16 protein-coding genes are annotated in these 16002 nt (G+C 71.0%); all 16 read left to right on the top strand.

What is annotated here, in order from left to right; all coding sequences use genetic code 11:
* Positions 1-10 precede the first annotated feature (10 nt).
* The 16 genes from BM093_RS29195 (at position 11) to BM093_RS29125 (ending at position 15565) form a co-directional block, all read left to right on the top strand.
* Positions 11-1054: a Gfo/Idh/MocA family protein gene (locus BM093_RS29195; protein WP_093353876.1), complete on the top strand. Its 1044-nt coding sequence runs from the start codon at positions 11-13 to the stop codon at positions 1052-1054.
* A complete protein-coding gene (locus BM093_RS29190) occupies positions 1051-1971 on the top strand; it encodes a sugar phosphate isomerase/epimerase family protein (RefSeq protein ID WP_093353873.1) in 921 nt (306 codons plus the stop codon). The genes BM093_RS29195 and BM093_RS29190 overlap by 4 nt, the downstream gene beginning before the upstream one ends.
* A gap of 142 nt (positions 1972-2113) precedes the next feature.
* Entirely contained in the window at positions 2114-3691 is a 1578-nt protein-coding gene (locus tag BM093_RS29185) for a GMC family oxidoreductase (RefSeq protein WP_245773867.1), read from the top strand.
* The gene (locus BM093_RS29180; RefSeq protein WP_093353868.1) at positions 3688-5196 is read left to right on the top strand and encodes a sugar ABC transporter ATP-binding protein; all 1509 of its coding nucleotides are present in this window, start codon (positions 3688-3690) and stop codon (positions 5194-5196) included. The genes BM093_RS29185 and BM093_RS29180 overlap by 4 nt, the downstream gene beginning before the upstream one ends.
* The gene (locus BM093_RS29175) at positions 5183-6193 is read left to right on the top strand and encodes an ABC transporter permease (RefSeq protein ID WP_093353863.1); all 1011 of its coding nucleotides are present in this window, start codon (positions 5183-5185) and stop codon (positions 6191-6193) included. Before BM093_RS29180 ends, BM093_RS29175 begins: the two co-directional genes overlap by 14 nt.
* Entirely contained in the window at positions 6190-7230 is a 1041-nt protein-coding gene (locus tag BM093_RS29170; protein ID WP_093353858.1) for an ABC transporter permease, read from the top strand. The genes BM093_RS29175 and BM093_RS29170 overlap by 4 nt, the downstream gene beginning before the upstream one ends.
* A gap of 11 nt (positions 7231-7241) precedes the next feature.
* A complete protein-coding gene (locus tag BM093_RS29165; RefSeq protein WP_093353853.1) occupies positions 7242-8267 on the top strand; it encodes a rhamnose ABC transporter substrate-binding protein in 1026 nt (341 codons plus the stop codon).
* A 10-nt stretch (positions 8268-8277) separates the two neighbouring features.
* The gene (locus tag BM093_RS29160; RefSeq protein WP_093353849.1) at positions 8278-9120 is read left to right on the top strand and encodes a sugar phosphate isomerase/epimerase family protein; all 843 of its coding nucleotides are present in this window, start codon (positions 8278-8280) and stop codon (positions 9118-9120) included.
* Positions 9117-9986 carry a sugar phosphate isomerase/epimerase family protein gene (locus BM093_RS29155; RefSeq protein ID WP_093353844.1) on the top strand — a complete coding sequence of 290 codons (870 nt, stop codon included), beginning with the start codon at positions 9117-9119 and terminating at the stop codon, positions 9984-9986. The genes BM093_RS29160 and BM093_RS29155 overlap by 4 nt, the downstream gene beginning before the upstream one ends.
* Positions 9983-10120 carry a hypothetical protein gene (locus BM093_RS36275; protein WP_177238771.1) on the top strand — a complete coding sequence of 46 codons (138 nt, stop codon included), beginning with the start codon at positions 9983-9985 and terminating at the stop codon, positions 10118-10120. The genes BM093_RS29155 and BM093_RS36275 overlap by 4 nt, the downstream gene beginning before the upstream one ends.
* On the top strand, positions 10120-11010 hold the full coding sequence (locus tag BM093_RS29150; RefSeq protein ID WP_093353839.1) for an alpha/beta fold hydrolase: 891 nt from the start codon (positions 10120-10122) through the stop codon (positions 11008-11010). Before BM093_RS36275 ends, BM093_RS29150 begins: the two co-directional genes overlap by 1 nt.
* Positions 11011-11035: 25 nt before the next feature.
* A complete protein-coding gene (locus BM093_RS29145; protein WP_093353836.1) occupies positions 11036-11893 on the top strand; it encodes a sugar phosphate isomerase/epimerase family protein in 858 nt (285 codons plus the stop codon).
* Positions 11894-11945: 52 nt separating this feature from the next.
* The gene (locus BM093_RS29140) at positions 11946-12758 is read left to right on the top strand and encodes a mycofactocin-coupled SDR family oxidoreductase (protein WP_093353832.1); all 813 of its coding nucleotides are present in this window, start codon (positions 11946-11948) and stop codon (positions 12756-12758) included.
* 17 nt (positions 12759-12775) lie between these two features.
* Positions 12776-13663, top strand: a complete 888-nt coding sequence (locus BM093_RS29135; RefSeq protein ID WP_093353961.1) for an alpha/beta fold hydrolase — start codon at positions 12776-12778, stop codon at positions 13661-13663.
* The gene (locus BM093_RS29130) at positions 13660-14751 is read left to right on the top strand and encodes an agarase (RefSeq protein WP_093353827.1); all 1092 of its coding nucleotides are present in this window, start codon (positions 13660-13662) and stop codon (positions 14749-14751) included. The genes BM093_RS29135 and BM093_RS29130 overlap by 4 nt, the downstream gene beginning before the upstream one ends.
* A gap of 1 nt (position 14752) precedes the next feature.
* The gene (locus BM093_RS29125) at positions 14753-15565 is read left to right on the top strand and encodes a mycofactocin-coupled SDR family oxidoreductase (protein WP_093353822.1); all 813 of its coding nucleotides are present in this window, start codon (positions 14753-14755) and stop codon (positions 15563-15565) included.
* Positions 15566-16002: the final 437 nt, after the last annotated feature.

Below are 16002 nucleotides of genomic sequence, written 5' to 3'. Positions count from 1 at the left end.
GGAGCAACCGATGGTGGACAGGCTCCGCGCCGGGATCATCGGCGCCGGCTTCATCGGCGGCGTGCACGCGCACGCCGTCCGGGCGGCCGGCGGCGAGGTGACCCGCGTCGCGGCATCGAGCCCCGACCGGTCGCACGAGGCCGCCGTCCGGCTCGGTGCCCGCACCGGGGCCGTGAGCGGCGAGGCTCTGATCGATGCCGACGACGTCGACGTGGTGCACGTGTGCACTCCGAACTCGACGCACGTCGCTCTGGCCCGCCGGGCGCTGGCCGCGGGCAAGTCCGTGATCTGCGAGAAACCCCTCGCGACGACGCTGGACGGCGCGCGGGAACTGGCCTCCGCGGCCCACGGGCTGGTCGCGACGGTGCCGTTCGTCTACCGCTTCTATCCCGCGGCCCGGGAGATCCGGGCCCGGGTCCACGCGGGCGAGTCCGGGCCTCTGCACTTGCTGCACGGCGCCTACCTGCAGGACTGGCAGGCCGCCGGAGCACCGGCCGGCTGGCGTGGCGACGCCGCCGAGGGCGGCGCACACCGTGCGTTCGCCGACGTCGGAGTGCACTGGTGCGACCTGGTCGAGTTCAGCAGCGGGCACCGGATCACCCGCCTGCAGGCCGCGACCGCGGGCGGGGGTACCGCCAGCACCGTGCAGTTCGAGACCGACACCGGTGCCACCGGATCGGTCGTGGTCAGCCAGACCGCGCTCGGCCGGCGCAACGCCCTGCGGATCTCCCTCGACGGCGAGCGGGCGGCGTACCGCTTCGACCAGGAGGCCCCGGAGGCGGTGCGGATCGGTGGCATCGACGGCGACCGGACGCTGCACCGTGGCTCGCCGTCGTCCTCCGAGGCCGCGGCGCGCTACTCGATGCTCCCGCCCGGGCACCCGCAGGGCTACCAGGACTGCTTCAACGCGTTCGTGGCCGACACCTACTCCGCGGTCCACGGCGGCGCACCGGACGGGTTGCCCACGTTCGCCGACGGCCTGCGCGCCGCGGCACTGACCGACGCGGTGATCCGCTCGTCGGAGTCCTCGACCTGGGTGGAGGTGCCCTCGTGAAGCTCGGAATGCTCACTGCCTGCCTTCCCGACCAGCCGTTGGAGCAGATCGCGGCTTGGGCTGCCGGACAGGGCTACGAGGCATTGGAGGTGGCGGCCTGGCCGGCCGTCGGCGACCGCCCCTTCACCGCCAGCCACCTCGATGTCAGCTCGTTCGGCGAGCGGGAGGCCGACAGCACACGTGCGCTGTTCGACCGCCACGGCCTGACGCTGAGCTCACTGGCGTTCTACGACAACAATCTGCACCCCGACCCGGACGAGCGGAAGGCCGTCAACGACCACGTCGCCGGCTGCATCGATGCCGCCGCGCTGCTCGGCTGTCCGACCGTCGGCACGTTCGTCGGGCGACACCCGGGAAGAACGGTCGCGGAGAACCTGCGCGACGCCGAGGAGATCTTCCCGCCCCTGGTGGAGCGGGCCGGCGAACACGGGATCAAGCTGATCGTCGAGAACTGCGTGATGGAGGGCTGGCACCCGGACGGCTACCCGGGCAACCTCGCCTACTCCCCGGAGTTGTGGGAGTGGATGTTCTCGCTCGGGCTCTACCTCAACTACGACCCGAGCCACCTGATATGGATGGGCATCGACCCGGTCGAGGCGCTACGGCCCTACGTCGACCGCATCCCGCACGCGCAGGCCAAGGACATCCAGCTCTTCCCGGAGCGGCGCCACCGCTACGGCTGGCCAGGCAAGGCCGTCGAGCGCGAGGACCCGTTCGACGTCGGCTGGTGGCGTTACCGGGTGCCCGGCCTCGGCGACGTGGACTGGCGCCGGGTCGTCGACACCCTCTATGAGGGCGGCTTCGACGGCGTGCTCTCGGTCGAGCACGAGGACCCGGTCTGGGGCGGCACCGAGGACCGGGTCCGCACCGGCCTGCAGGTCGCTCACCGCACCCTGCGGCCGCTGATCGTGGCCTGAGCGGGTCGGCGGAGACCGGCTGGCAGCCGGGGGGTCTGCGCCGGGCGCCCCGCACCTTGGCGACAACAACGGGCCGACGGTCGACCTGCTACCGGGTTCGGCCCCGCACCCATGCACTGCCCGCAGCAAAGGAGCTTGGGAGATGAGCGAGAACTTCGATGTCGTCGTGGTCGGCGGCGGGACGGCCGGGTGCATCGTGGCGGCCCGGCTCAGCGAGGACCCCGGCCGCAGGGTGCTGCTGATCGAGGCCGGACCCGACTACCCCACCACGGTACCGGCCGCCGTGCTCGAGGGCCGGGTGGTGCCGATGCGCGGGCACGCGGCGGACGTCGACCCCCGCCACGACTGGGGGCTGGCTGCCGAGGGGGCCGGCGGCGCATCGATCTCGGTACCGCAGGGCCGGCTGATCGGCGGCGGGTCCGCGATCAACGGCATGATCGCGCTGCGCGGCGCGACGGCCGACTTCCGGGAGTGGGCCGAGCGAGGCAACCCACACTGGGACTGGGCGCACGTGCTGGCCGCCTACCGCGCGCTGGAGAACGACCCGGCACCCGGCCCGGACATCCACGGCCGCGGCGGCGCGTTCCCGATCGCGCGCGCCGACGAACACGACTACGCCCCGCTCCAGGCCGCGTTCGTGCAGACCTGCCGGGCACTCGGGGCCAAGGACCAGCCGGACCTCAACGCCCCCGACGCCGAGGGCGTCGGGCCTGCCCCGATGAACCGGGTCGGCACCACCCGGATGTCCACCGCGACGACCCACCTGGCGCCGGCACGCGGGCGGCCCGACCTGACCGTGCGCGGTGACCTGCACGTCCGGCGCGTCATCTTCGACGGCACCACCGCGACCGGCGTCGAGCTGACCGACGGCACGGTGATCGGCGCCGGCGAGGTGGTGCTCACCGCCGGCGCGATCCAGACCCCGGCACTGTTGCAGCGCTCGGGCGTGGGGCCGGCGACGCTGCTGTCCGGGCTGGACATCCCGGTCCTGTCCGATCTGCCGGTCGGGGAGAACCTGGGCGACCACTTCTCGGTGCCCCTGCTGGCCGCGCCGCGCGAGGGCACATGGTCACCGGAGGACTTCAGCCTGCAGACGGTGCTGCGCACGTCGACCGAGGCACAGCCGGGTGCAATGGATGCGCAGCTCACGATGTTCACCTACCTCGACGTGTCGACCACCGAGGCCGGCGCACGGGGGCTGGCCGGCACCGGCGGGACGGGCCTCGGCCAACTCGCCGGGATGGGCTGCGTGCTGAACAAGCCGCGCTCGGTCGGCTCCGTCCGGATCACCTCCACCGACGCGACCGTGCTGCCCCGCGTCGCACCGGGCTATCTGACCGAACAGGTCGATCGGGACGCGATCCGCGAGATCGTGCGGCTCGGCTGGGCCGTCATCACGGGCGAACCGCTGGCCGGGATGCTGCACGAGCCGATCGGGCTCGACGCCGCCACCGTCGCCGACGACACCGCCCTGGACGCTGCGATCGAGACCATGACCGCGTCGGGCTACCACTTCACCGGAACCTGTGCCATGGCGCCGGCCGAGCGCGGTGGTGTGGTGGACCAGGACGGCAGGGTGCACGGACTGACCGGGCTGCGGGTCGCCGACGCGTCGGTGATCCCGGTGGAGCCGGCGGCCAACACGATGCTGCCCACCGTGATGACCGCAGAGCGGCTGGCCGCCGCGGCTCGCGGGCGCTCCTTCCCGGAGGCGTCGTGAGCACCCCGGTGATCGAGCTGTCCGGAGTCGCGAAGCGCTTCGGCGGCGTGGTCGCGGTCCGCCACGTCGACCTGGCGCTGTTTCCCGGTGAGGTGCACGCGCTGCTCGGGGAGAACGGCGCCGGCAAGAGCACGCTGGTCAACATGCTGGCGGGCATCCACCGGCCGGACGCCGGCGCGATCATCGTGGACGGCGCCGAGGTGACGATCCCGAACCCGCGTACCTCGCGGGCGCTGGGGATCTCGGTGGTGCATCAGCATCCGGTGACGTTTCCCGACCTGACGGTCACCGAGAACATCATGCTGGCCGGTCCGGCGCCACGCCGGCGCACCCGGCTGCTGGACTGGGGCACGGCCCGCCGGCACGCCCGTGAGGCACTGGCCCGCCTGGACGTCCACCTCGACATCTCGGCCGAGGTCAAGCACCTGTCCGCAGCCGACCAACAACTGCTCGAGATCGCCAAGGCGCTCGACACGGGCACCCGGCTGCTGGTGCTCGACGAGCCCACCGCGGCACTGTCCACCCGCGAGGTGGATCGACTGATGGAGATCATCGCTCGGCTCAAGGCCGATGGGGTCTCGATCCTGTTCGTCGGCCACCGGCTCAACGAGGTGTTCGCGCTCGCCGACCGGGTGAGCGTCTCCCGGGACGGGGCCACCGTGGTGACCGGTCCGGCGCACGAGTTCACCCCGGAGTCGGCGGTGGGGCACATGGTCGGCCGCTCGGTGGAGACCGCGTTCCCCAAGGCCGAGGTCGAGCTCGGGCCGGCACGCCTCGAGGTGCGCGGTCTGAGCCGGCGCGGCGCCTACACCGACGTGTCGTTCACCGTGCGCCGCGGCGAGATCCTCGGTCTGGCCGGCCTGGTCGGCGCGGGCCGCACGGAGATCGCCCGCGGGTTGTTCGGGCTGGAGCCGGCCGACTCCGGCGAGATCGTGTTGGACGGCGCTGCGGTGAGCATCGGATCGCCGCAGCAGGCGATGCGCCACGGGGTCGCCTACGTGCCCGAGGACCGGCATTCCGAGGGTGTGGTCCTGGAGCACTCGATCGGCTTCAACCTGCCGCTGGCGCTGCTGGAGCGCCGCCCCCGGCTCGGTCTGCTCTCCCCGCAGGCCGACCGGGCGCTGGCAGGCGACTACATCGACCGGCTCCGGATCCGCACCAGCGGGCCGGACCAGTTGCTCGGTGCCCTGTCCGGGGGCAACCAGCAGAAGGTCGTCATCGCGAAGTGGCTGGCCACCGACCCGTCGGTGCTGATCCTGGACGACCCGACCAAGGGTATCGACGTCGGTGCGAAGGCCGAGGTGCACCAGCTCATCTCCGGGATGGCCGAACGCGGCCTGACCATCATCCTGATCAGCAACGAGCTCGAGGAGCTGCTCGCCGTGTCCGATCGCGTGATCACGTTCTACCGCGGCGCGCAAGGGCCGGAGTTCGACCGACGCCCGTTCGACGCGGAACAGGTGCTGGCGGCGATGACCGGGCAGGTGTCCGATGTCCACGTCTGATACCCGCACCGCGCCCGCCCCGGCGCTGCCGGAATCCCGGCGCCGGATCCACCGGGAGGCAGGCCTCGGCGTCGTCCTGGTCGTACTCGTGGCGTTGTTCGCGACGCTCACGCCCCGGTTCGCCACCGGGGACACGTTCGCCCAGATCGGCACCGATCTGTCCATCGTGCTGATCGTCGCGGTCGGCCAGGCCCTGGTGCTGTTCACCCGCAACATCGACGTCTCGGTCGGGTCCACGGTCGGGCTCACCGCCTATCTCGCGGCCAGCCTCACCGCGGCCGTCCCCGGGCTGCCGTTGGTGCTGACGGTGCTGGTCGCCTGCCTACTCGGAGCCGCCCTGGGTGCGGTGAACGGCGCTCTGGTCGCGACGCTCAAGGTGCCCTCGATCATGGTCACACTGGGCACGCTCTACATCTTCCGCGGGATCAACTCCGCGTTGGCGGGCAGCTCGCAGATCACCGCGCAGAACCTGCCGGACTCCTACTCGGCGATCGCCACCGGGACGGTGCTGGGGATCCCGCTGATGTTCCTCTACGCACTGGCGGTGGCCGGGCTGGCGCACCTGGTCATCCGGCACACCTTCACCGGGCGCGCGATGCTTGCCGTGGGCAGCGACCCGGCCTCGGCCGAACGGACCGGCATCGCCTCGAAGCGACTGGTGTTCGGGGCCTATACCGTCACCGGGCTGCTCTGCGGGCTCGCCGGGGTGCTCTGGGGTGCCCGCTACGGAACGGTCGACTCCTCGGTCGCGACCGGCTTCGAACTCGTCGTTCTGGCCGCCGTCGTCGTCGGCGGGGTCCGCATCACCGGCGGGGTCGGCACCGTCGGCGGGGTCGTGCTGGGCGCGGCGATCCTGTCCGTGATCAGCACCGGCCTGGCCCTCGCCGACGTCTCCCCGTTCTGGCTGCAGGCCATCCAGGGACTGGTGATCATTCTGGCGATCACCTTCGACCTGGTCCTGCGGCGCCGCCTGGAATCCCGAGGAGTGTCCACATGACCGCGCAGACGACCGGTCGGCAATCGCCCACACCCGTCCCCGCCGCCGTGCGACGGCGGCTCCCGAGCTGGTTCGGCACCTGGGAGATCACGCTGCTCGCGCTGGTGGTTCTGGCGGTAGCCCTCGCCTCGGCCACCAGCCCGTACTTCGCGACCGGACAGAACTTCTCCATCTCGGCGACCGGCGCGCTCGGGCTGAGCCTGATGGTCGTCCCGATGGCCTGGCTGATGGTCGCCGGGGAGATCGACCTCTCGGTGGCGTCGACGTTCGCGCTGTCCGCGACGGTGTTCGGCCTGGCCGTATCCGGCGGGCTGGGCACCTGGCCGGCGATCGGATTGGGCGTGCTGACCGGGGCGGTGGCCGGGCTGGTCAACGGCCTGCTGGTGGTGGATGTCGGGCTGCCGTCGCTGATCGTCACGATCGGGACGCTGGGCCTCTACCGCGGGCTGTCCTACGTGCTGTTGGAGAACCGGGGGATCAGCGACCTGCCGCCCGGGCTGACCACGTTCGCCCAGGAGAATCTGCCCGGCACCCTGGTGCCCTACGGCTTCGTCGCCTTCGTGGTGGTGGCCGTCGCGGCAGCGGTGCTGCTGCACCGCGGAGCGTTGGGCCGGGCCGTGTTCGCGATCGGCAGCAATGCCCAGGTGGCCCGCTTCTCCGGGCTGCGGGTGGGCGCGATCAAGCGCGGGTTGTTCGTGTTCTCCGGCGTCGTGGCCGCGATAGCCGGCATCGCCTACGCCGGATACATCAGTACCGTCCGGGCCAGCAACGGCACCGGGCTGGAGCTGATCGTGGTGGGCATCGTGTTGATCGGCGGGATCAGCATGTACGGCGGAAAGGGCTCGTTCGTCGGGGTGCTGCTGGCGCTGCTGCTGGTCACGGTTTTGACGAGCTGGATGACCCTGGGCGACGCCGAGACCGCCGTGCAGTACATGGTGACCGGTCTGTTGATGGTCGGCGCAGTCGTCGTGCCCGCCCTCTCCCGGCGCCTGCACATGTCGCGTGAACGCCGCCGCTCGGCCGGGAGCGTCCGGTGAGGCGCCCGGGTGTGGGAGCCGCCATCGCGACGGCGGCGCTGCTGGCGCTGACCGCCTGCGCCGCCGCGGAGCCGTCCGGACCGCCGCCGCCGCGACCGGTCCGGGACTGCAACCTGACGATGATCCCGAAGAACACCGACAACCCGTACTTCGCCGCGGTGCGTACCGGGATGGTCGACGCCCAGCGTGAGCTCGGCGGTGACCTGTCGTTCGTCGGCCCCGCGGCCGGCGACGTCACCGGACAGATCCAGCGCATCCAGAGTGGACGTCAGCGCGGTTCCTGTGTGATCGGCATCTCCGCGGTGGACTCCTCTGCGGTCGCGCCGGCATTGGACGCTGCCCGCGCCGACGGGTCGCGGGTCATCAGCTACGACGCCGACGTCTCCGACGGCTCGCGGGGCTTGTTCGTCAACATGGCCACGGCCGACGAGCTGGGCCGCGCCCAGTTCGAGATCCTCGCCCGGGCGATGGGCAACACCGGCGAGTTCGGCATCGTGTCCTCGCAGAGCACGGCCGAGGTGACCAACGGCTGGATCGACGTGATGATCGCCCAGCTCGACGAGGCGGAGTACAGCGGGATGCGTCTGGTCAGGACGTCCTACGGGGACGACGACGCGAAGAAGAGCTACGACGCCGCCGTCGCACTACTGCGGGCCCACCCGAACCTGCGGGGGATCATGGCGCCGACCCCGATCGCGATGGAGGCCAGCGTCAAGGCCGCCACCGACCTGGGGGTGGCCGACCGCGTGGTGGTCACCGGGTTGGGCAACCCGGGTAACCAGGCCGAGCTGCTCAAGACCGGCCAGGTCCCGGCCTACGTGCTGTGGAGCCCGCGCGACCTGGGCTACCTGACCTACTACGCGGCCGCCGCCTACACCGCGGGCGAGATCACCGGCCGGGCCGGCGAGACGTTCGCCGCCGGGCGTCTCGGGCGCAAGACCATCGGGCCCGGCGGCGAGGTCGTGATGGGCCACCCGATCACGTTCACCCAGGACAACGTCGATCGCTATCTGCACGACTTCGAGACCACCGGCTGAACGAGGAGACATGTTCCGCTACACGTACAACACCCTGGCGTACGGCCGGGAGCCGCTGGCCGAGGGGATCGCCCGGCTGGCCCGGTACGGCTACGACGGCGTCGAGCTCGTCGGGGAGCCCGCCGAGCAGGACGTCGGGCAGATCCGCGCCGCGCTGCACCGGCACGGCCTGGTCGCGTCCTCGATCATCAGCATCTTCACGCCGGAACGCGACATCGTGAGCACCGACCCCGCCGTGCGTCGCCGTGCCGTCGACTACGTACGCGGCAACGTCGACCACGCCGCCGCGCTCGGCGCCGAGGTCGTCACGTTCACCCCGACGGCCTGCATGAAGATCGTCCCCGGTGCCGAGCGGGTCCGGGAGTGGCAATGGGCGGTCGAGGCCGCACGTGAGGTCGGCGACCACGCAGGTGAGTGCGGGGTACGCATCGCGGTCGAGCCGTGGAACCGCTACGAGACCTATCTGATCAACCGGATGGACCAGGCTGTCGCGTTCGTCGACGAGGTGGCCCGCCCGAGCGTCGGCGTCATGGCCGACACGTTCCACATGGCCATCGAGGAACCCGACATCGCGGCCGCGATCCGCCGTGCCGGGGCACGCCTGACCCACGTGCACCTGGCCGACTCCAACCGCGCCGCGCCCGGGTACGGGCACATCGACTTCCGTCCGATCCTCGCCGCGATCACCGACGTCGGTTACGACGGCTGGATCTCCTACGAGCTGCTGCCCGCGGCCGGGGACGTGTGGGGAGTGCTCTCCGGCGCCGGCGCCCCGGAGTTCGGCGACGCCTACACCGAGGCCGCGATCACCCATACCAAGAAGATCGTCTCCGACCTGAGGACGGTCCGGTGACCCGCCCGTTGGGCCTGAGCACGTTCCTGCTGGCCTCCCCGTTCTCCGACGACGCCGCGCGCCCGGCGTTCGAGCAGGTCGCGGCACTCGGCTACGACCTGGTCGAGGTGTGTGTGGAGGACCCGGGGCGGCTCTCGGCGCCGGCGCTGACCGAGGCCGCCCGGGCGACCGGTCTGGCCGTGGGTGTGTGCGGCGCGTTCGGCCCCGAACGCGATCTCTCGCACGACGATCCAGGGCGGCGCCGGCAGGGGGTGGACTACCTGCGCGGCTGCATCGACCTCGCCGCCGCGGTCGGGTCGCCGCACGTCGCGGGGCCGATGTACGCCACGACCGGCAAGGCCCGGATGCTCGGGCCGGACGAGCGCGCGCAACAGTTCCGGTGGGCCGCCGAAAGCATTCGGGAGGCCGCCGACCATGCGGGGGAGTGCGGGGTCACGCTGGCGATCGAGCCGCTGAACCGGTTCGAGACCGACCTGGTGAACACCGTCGAGCGAGGCCTGGAACTGTGCGCCGCGACCGGCCGGGACAACGTCGGCCTGCTGCTGGACACGTTCCACATGAACATCGAGGAGAAGCACCTGGCCGACGCCGTGCGACTGGCCGGTGACCGGGTGTTCCACGTCCAGGTCGCCGAGAACGACCGCGGAACGCCGGGCAGCGGGCACGTGCCGTGGGCGGAGTTCTTCGGCGCGCTCGACGACATCGGCTACCACGGCCAGGTCGTCGTCGAGTCGTTCCTGCCCACCGTGGCCGAGATCGCCCGCGCGGTGTCGCTGTGGCGCCCGGTCGCCGACTCGCCGCAGGCACTGGCCCGCGACGCGATCGCGTTCCTCCGCTCGGTAGACGATTCCCGGGACCGGTCGTGACGGGCGCGGCGTCCACCACGGAGCTGCTGCGGGGTGCGGTGGTGACCGTCGTCGGTGTGGTGACCCCGGCGCCGGCCCGGTTCTTCCGGCGTCGACCAGGCACGGCGCCGGCCCACGACGAGAGGAACGAGTGATGCGCGAGGTCACCGACCACGCAGGCCACCCGGTCACGCACGGCCGCGCGACCGTCAACGGTGTGCGCCTGCACTACGTCACGGCAGGCTCGGGCGCCCCGCTGGTGCTGCTGCACGGCGTCCCGAAGAGCTGGTACTACTGGCACCGGGTCATCCCGCTGCTGTCCGAGCGGTTCACCGTCGTCGCCCCGGACGTGCGCGGTTTCGGCGACTCCGCCCGCCCCGACACGGGCTACGACATGGGCACGATCGCCCGCGACATCGGCGCGCTGATGACCGAGCTCGGTCACGAGAGGTTCGCGATCGCCGGTGAGGACTGGGGCGCCGCGTTCGCCTACGCCGTGGCCGCCACCTACCCGGAGCGGGTCACGAAGCTCTCGTTCGCCGAGATGCTTCTGCCCGGGTTCGGCCTCGAGGACTGGTCGGCGCTGACCGCCGACAACGTGTTCTCCGATCACTTCCTCTGGCACGTCGGCTTCTTCCACGTCCGGGACTTCCCCGAGATGCTGATCTCCGGGCGGGAGGAGCAGTTCTGGTCCACCTGGATGAAGAACGAGACCTACAACCCGGCCGCGATCACCGAGGACTGCGTGCGCGAGTGGGCCCGCTGCTCGGCCGCGCCGGGTGGCCTTCGCGCCATCTTCGAGGTCTACCGCGCGACGTTCACCAACATCGAGCTCGACACCGGGTGGGCCCGCACACCGCTGCCGATGCCGGTGCTCACGATCGGCAGCAGCCACTTCATCGGCGAGGAGTCCCGCCGGCAGATGGAGCGCACGGCCACCGACGTGCGCTACGTCGAGATCGCCGAGTGCGGGCACAGCCTCGCCCTGGAACGTCCCGCCGAGCTGGCCCGGATACTCCGCGAGTTCTTCGCCGACCAGCCGTGACGGCCCCACCGAGGAAGGAGGCCCCGTGTTCCGCTACACCGCCGAAGTCCTGCCCTATCACGACGTCCCGTTGGACACCGCGCTCGGCGAGCTGTCCGGCCTGGGCTTCACCGAGGTCAACCTGTGGTCCTCGGCCCCACCGCTGGCCGCGCACATCGATCCGGGCGACGATCTGTCCGCGATCAGCGCGGCGCTGCGCCGGCACGGGCTCACCGCGTGCGGGCTGACCTGCTACGGCAAGAACCAGGACGAGATCCGCGACCGGCTACGGCTGGCGCACGACCTGGAGATCGACACCGTGGTGTTCGACTGCGAGGCGCACTACCCGGTGTTCGTGTCGCAGTTCCTGCCGCCGCTGCTCGACGAGGCACAGCGGCTCGGGGTGCGGATCGCGGTGGAGAACCACCTCACCGTGCCCTTCAGCGCCGATTTCGAGTCCGGCGTGGGCGAGGATCAGCGCTGGGACGAGGGAGTGGACAGCCTCGCCCAGATCAAGCGACTCCTCGCCGACCTGCACCACCCGAACCTGGGCATCTGCCTGGCTCCGCCGCACCTGTGGGTGATGAACGAGTCCATCACCGAGGCGATCGGCTACCTCAGCGAGCGGGGCAAGCTCTTCTACTACTACGTCTGGGACATCGACCACGCCTACCGGCGCGGGGTGGACGGGCTCAATTTCGGCCCCGGCGAACGCCAGCTGCCCCGCCCCGACGGCGTGCTCGACCACGCCGTGCCCTTCGCCGCGCTGGCACGGGCCGGGTACACCGGCGTCGCCAGCCTGAAGTGCCACGGCACAGCGGGCTGGCCGCTCGAGCGGATCACCCGCGAGCTGCGCGGCTCCGACGCCTACGTCCGCGAATGCCTCCGGCGCGTGTGCGGATAGCGCCGCGCGGCCGAGGTATCCGTGCACGACCGAGATCGAGGAGATACCACCGATGGATCGGATGACCGGCAAGGTCGCCCTGGTGACCGGTGCCGCCCGTGGGCAGGGCCGCGCGCACGCGGTCACACTCGCCGCCGAGGGAGCCGATGTCGTCGCCGTCGACGTGCCGGGCGAGATCGGCACCGCGCAGTACCCGATGGGTTCCGCGGACGACCTGGCCGAGACCGTCCGCCTGGTGCAGGCGCACGGCCGGCGGGCGTTGGCGGTGCGCGCCGACCTGCGTGACACCGCCGCCGTGGAGGCGATGGCGCAGGCGGCGATGACCGAGTTCGGCCGGATCGACGCGCTGGTCTGCAACGCCGGGTTCATGAGCGCCGCGGAGAACACCTGGTCGCTGACCGATGACCAGTGGGCCGACATGCTCGACGTGAACCTGACGTCGGTCTGGAAGACCACCCGGGCCGTCGTGCCGCACATGATCGCGGCCGGGAACGGCGGCGCGATCACGATCACCGGCTCCACCGGCGGTCTGCGCGCGGTGGCCGGGTGCACCCACTACAACGCGGCCAAGTACGGCTGCATCGCGCTGATGAAGACCCTGGCCTGGGAGCTGGCGCCGGACAACATCCGGGTCAACGTCGTGCACCCGACCGGGGTGAACACCGACATGAGCAACAACGACTGGTTCGTGCGCTGGCTGGGCGAGCACGAGGACCTGGCCGAGCCGATGCGCGGCAACCGGATGCCAGCCGAGGTGGTCCAGCCCGAGGACGTCTCGAAGATGGTCGCCTTCCTGGTCTCCGACGACGCCCGCTACGTCACCGGCGTCGAGCACCGGGTCGACGCCGGATTCATGATCAAGTGAGTGAGGAGCGGAACCGCATGCAGATCGTCGACCATCATGGTGACCGGGTCCGGCACGGCCGGGCAGGCGTCAACGGCGTCCGGTTGCACTACCTGGCCGCAGGCGAGGGCGAGCCCGTCCTGCTGCTGCACGGGGTGCCCAAGACCTCTTATCACTGGCGGCACGTGATCCCGCTGCTCACCCCGCACTACCGGGTCGTGGTGCCGGACATGCGCGGGCTCGGGGACTCCGAGCACGCCGACGGCGGCTACGACATGGCGAACGTCGCCGAGGACTTCGCCGCGCTGATGACCGAGCTCGGCCACGAGCGCTTCCGGGTGGTCGGGGAGGACTGGGGCGCCGCGGCCGCCTACCAGCTCGCCGCCCGCCACCCCGACCGCGTGCAGCAACTGGTCTACCAGGAGATGATCCTGCCCGGATTCGGGCTGGAGGACTACTCGTTCCTGACCCCGGACAACGTGCGCAGCTACGTCTGGCTCTGGCACATCAACTTCTACTCGGTCCCCGAGTTCCCCGAGATGCTGATCAACGGTCACGAGCGGGAGTACTTCTCCTACTTCATGAAGCACGAGACGCACGACCCGTCGGCGATCACACCCGATGCGCTCGACGAGTACGTGCGTTGCTACTCCTCGCCCGGCGGCGTCAAGTGCATGTGCGAGATCTACCGGGCCACGCTCACCGACGGCGACCAGAACAGGGAGTCCGCGAAGACCCGGCTCCCGATGCCGGTGCTGGCCGTGGGCAGCGAGCACTTCATCGGTGCCGACAACGAGCGGCAGATGCGCGAGGTCGCCGACGACGTGCGCGCGGTGATCCTGCCGTGGGGCCACCAGCTCGCCGAGGAGTCGCCGGAGGAGCTGGCCGGGCACTACCTGCGCTTCTTCGCCGGGGAGATGGCGTGACCTACGCGATCCGCGACGGTCGGCTCGTCGACCCGGACGGGAACCCGTTCCTGTCCCTGGGCCTCAACCACACCGACGAGACGGCACTGAAGTTCCCGCGCAGCGTCGACGTGTGGCGCGAGCGCTACGGGTCGCGGCAGAGCTGGATCCGGGACGGCGTCGTCGCGGACCTGCGCGGGTGGGGCTTCAACACGCTGGGTTGGACGAGCGAGTACGTCGCGGGCGGCTGGGGCGAGGCGCTGGACTGGTTCGGCGACCCGATCGACCTCAAGCACTCCGAGCAGTGGTCGGCCGCGGAGCTGCGCGGCGCCGGGATGCCCTACGTCGCCCAGGTGCGGGTGGCCGAGATCGAGGACTGGAACGGCCACCCGGCGTTCCGCCCGCTCGACGACGACTTCGCCGACTGGTGCGATCACCTGGGCCGCGCGATCGCCGCCGAACACGCCGACTCGCCGGACCTGCTCGGCTACTTCCTGGTCGACATCCCGGCCTGGTTGCCGCACGCGTCCGGGCGGGACTTCGCCGAGCTCGTCGGCCTGGACACGGCCGCGCGGGAGCGCAAGCTCTACGACGTCGCCAGCCGCTACTACGAGACGATCGCGACGGCGATCCGTCGCTACGACCCGCACCATCTGATCCTCGGCGACCGGTTCAACGGCAACAAGGGGATCCCGGAACCGGTGCTGCGCGCGATGGCCCCGCACGTCGACACGCTGTCGGTGCAGTACTTCACCGAACCCACCGACGAGTCCCGTCGGAGGATGCACGACGACCTGGCCCGCTGGCGCGCTCAGTGCGGGGACAAACCGGTGATCGTCGCCGACGTCGGGAACTGGACCCCGACCGAGCTCAACCCGCACCGCGAGGGCCTGCCCGACCACGCCGCCCGCGGCGCAGACTACGGCGCCGCGATGGAGGCGCTGCTCGACGAGCCCTGGTTCGCCGGCTGGCACTGGTGCGGTTACGTGGAGAACACCGGCGGTCGCGGCTGGGGCCTCAAGGACCCGTGGGACGAGCCCTACCGGCCTCTCACCGACGCGATCACCGAACACAATCGCCGCGCGGCGGCGTACCGAAAGGAGAACTGAGATGGGCCAGCTGGACGGCAAGGTCGCGGTGATCACCGGCGGCGGCCGCGGGCAGGGACGCGCGCACGCGCTCCGCCTCGCCCGTGAGGGCGTCGACATCGTGACCTGTGACATCACCGAGCAGGTGGGCTCGGTCCCGTTCGACACGGGGCGCCCCGGCGACCTGGACGAGACCGTCGCACAGGTGGAGAAGCTGGGCCGCCGGTGCGTCGCCCTCGAGGGCGACGTGCGACGCACCGCGGACATGGCCCGACTGGCCGACACGGCGATGAGCGAGTTCGGCCGGATCGACATCCTGCTGGCCAATGCCGGGATCCTGAGTCTGTCGGAGAACACCTGGGAGCTCACCGACGAGGCCTGGGACGACATGATCGACATCAACCTGACCGGCGTCTTCAAAACCTGCCGGGCGGTGGTTCCGCACATCAGGGCGGGCGGCGACGGCGGCTCGATCGTGATCACGTCGTCGATCGCGGGCCTGCGCGGGGTGGCCGGGTGTACGCACTACACGGCGGCCAAGCACGGCATCGTCGGACTGATGCGCACGCTGGCCAAGGAGCTCGCGCCGGAGTCGATCCGGGTGAACACCATCCACCCCACCGGCGTCGCGTCGCCGATGTCGAACAACGACTTCTTCCCGCAGTGGCTGACCGAGCACGAGGAGCTGGGCAACGCCATGCGGTTCAACCCGATGCCGGTGGACGCACTGGCCGAGGCCGACGTGTCCGAGGTGATCGCGTTCCTCTGCTCCGACGCCGGAAAGTGGATCACTGGGACGACCGTCCCGGTGGACGCGGGTTTCATGCTCAAGTGAGGGGACTTGCTGCTTGGGATCTGATGAATGACCGACACAACGATGCGCGCACCGTTCCGGCGGCTTCGAGGTCAACGGGTGTGCAGCTCAGCTCGCAACAAGTGGCTCTCGTGCGACCCCAGGGGGTCGGCAAAGTCGCGGTGAGTGGGTGCTGAGCTGCGACGACACGCGGTCGAGGTAGGGGTGCGGGCACGACCCTGGTGGTGATCATGGCGGTTCTCACGCCAGCCTTGATCATCGGAAGAGAGCCGTGCCCGCGCCTGCATCATTGTCGATCGCTGCCGTCGCCGATCAGGTGGGCGGGGTGGAGCTACCCGATCCGGTCGCGCTGGCTCCGAGACTGGCCGATGCCCTGGCCGGGGTGGTTGACCCGCGCCGGCGTCGGGGGGTTCGACATGGGCTGGTCGTGGTGCTCACGGCCGCGGTGTGCGCGGTCG

It is taken from the genome of Pseudonocardia ammonioxydans, from assembly GCF_900115005.1.
Classification (GTDB): Bacteria; Actinomycetota; Actinomycetes; order Mycobacteriales; family Pseudonocardiaceae; genus Pseudonocardia; species Pseudonocardia ammonioxydans.
Note: the sequence above shows the minus strand (reverse complement) of the source record. Positions and strands in the feature narration are given on the sequence as shown.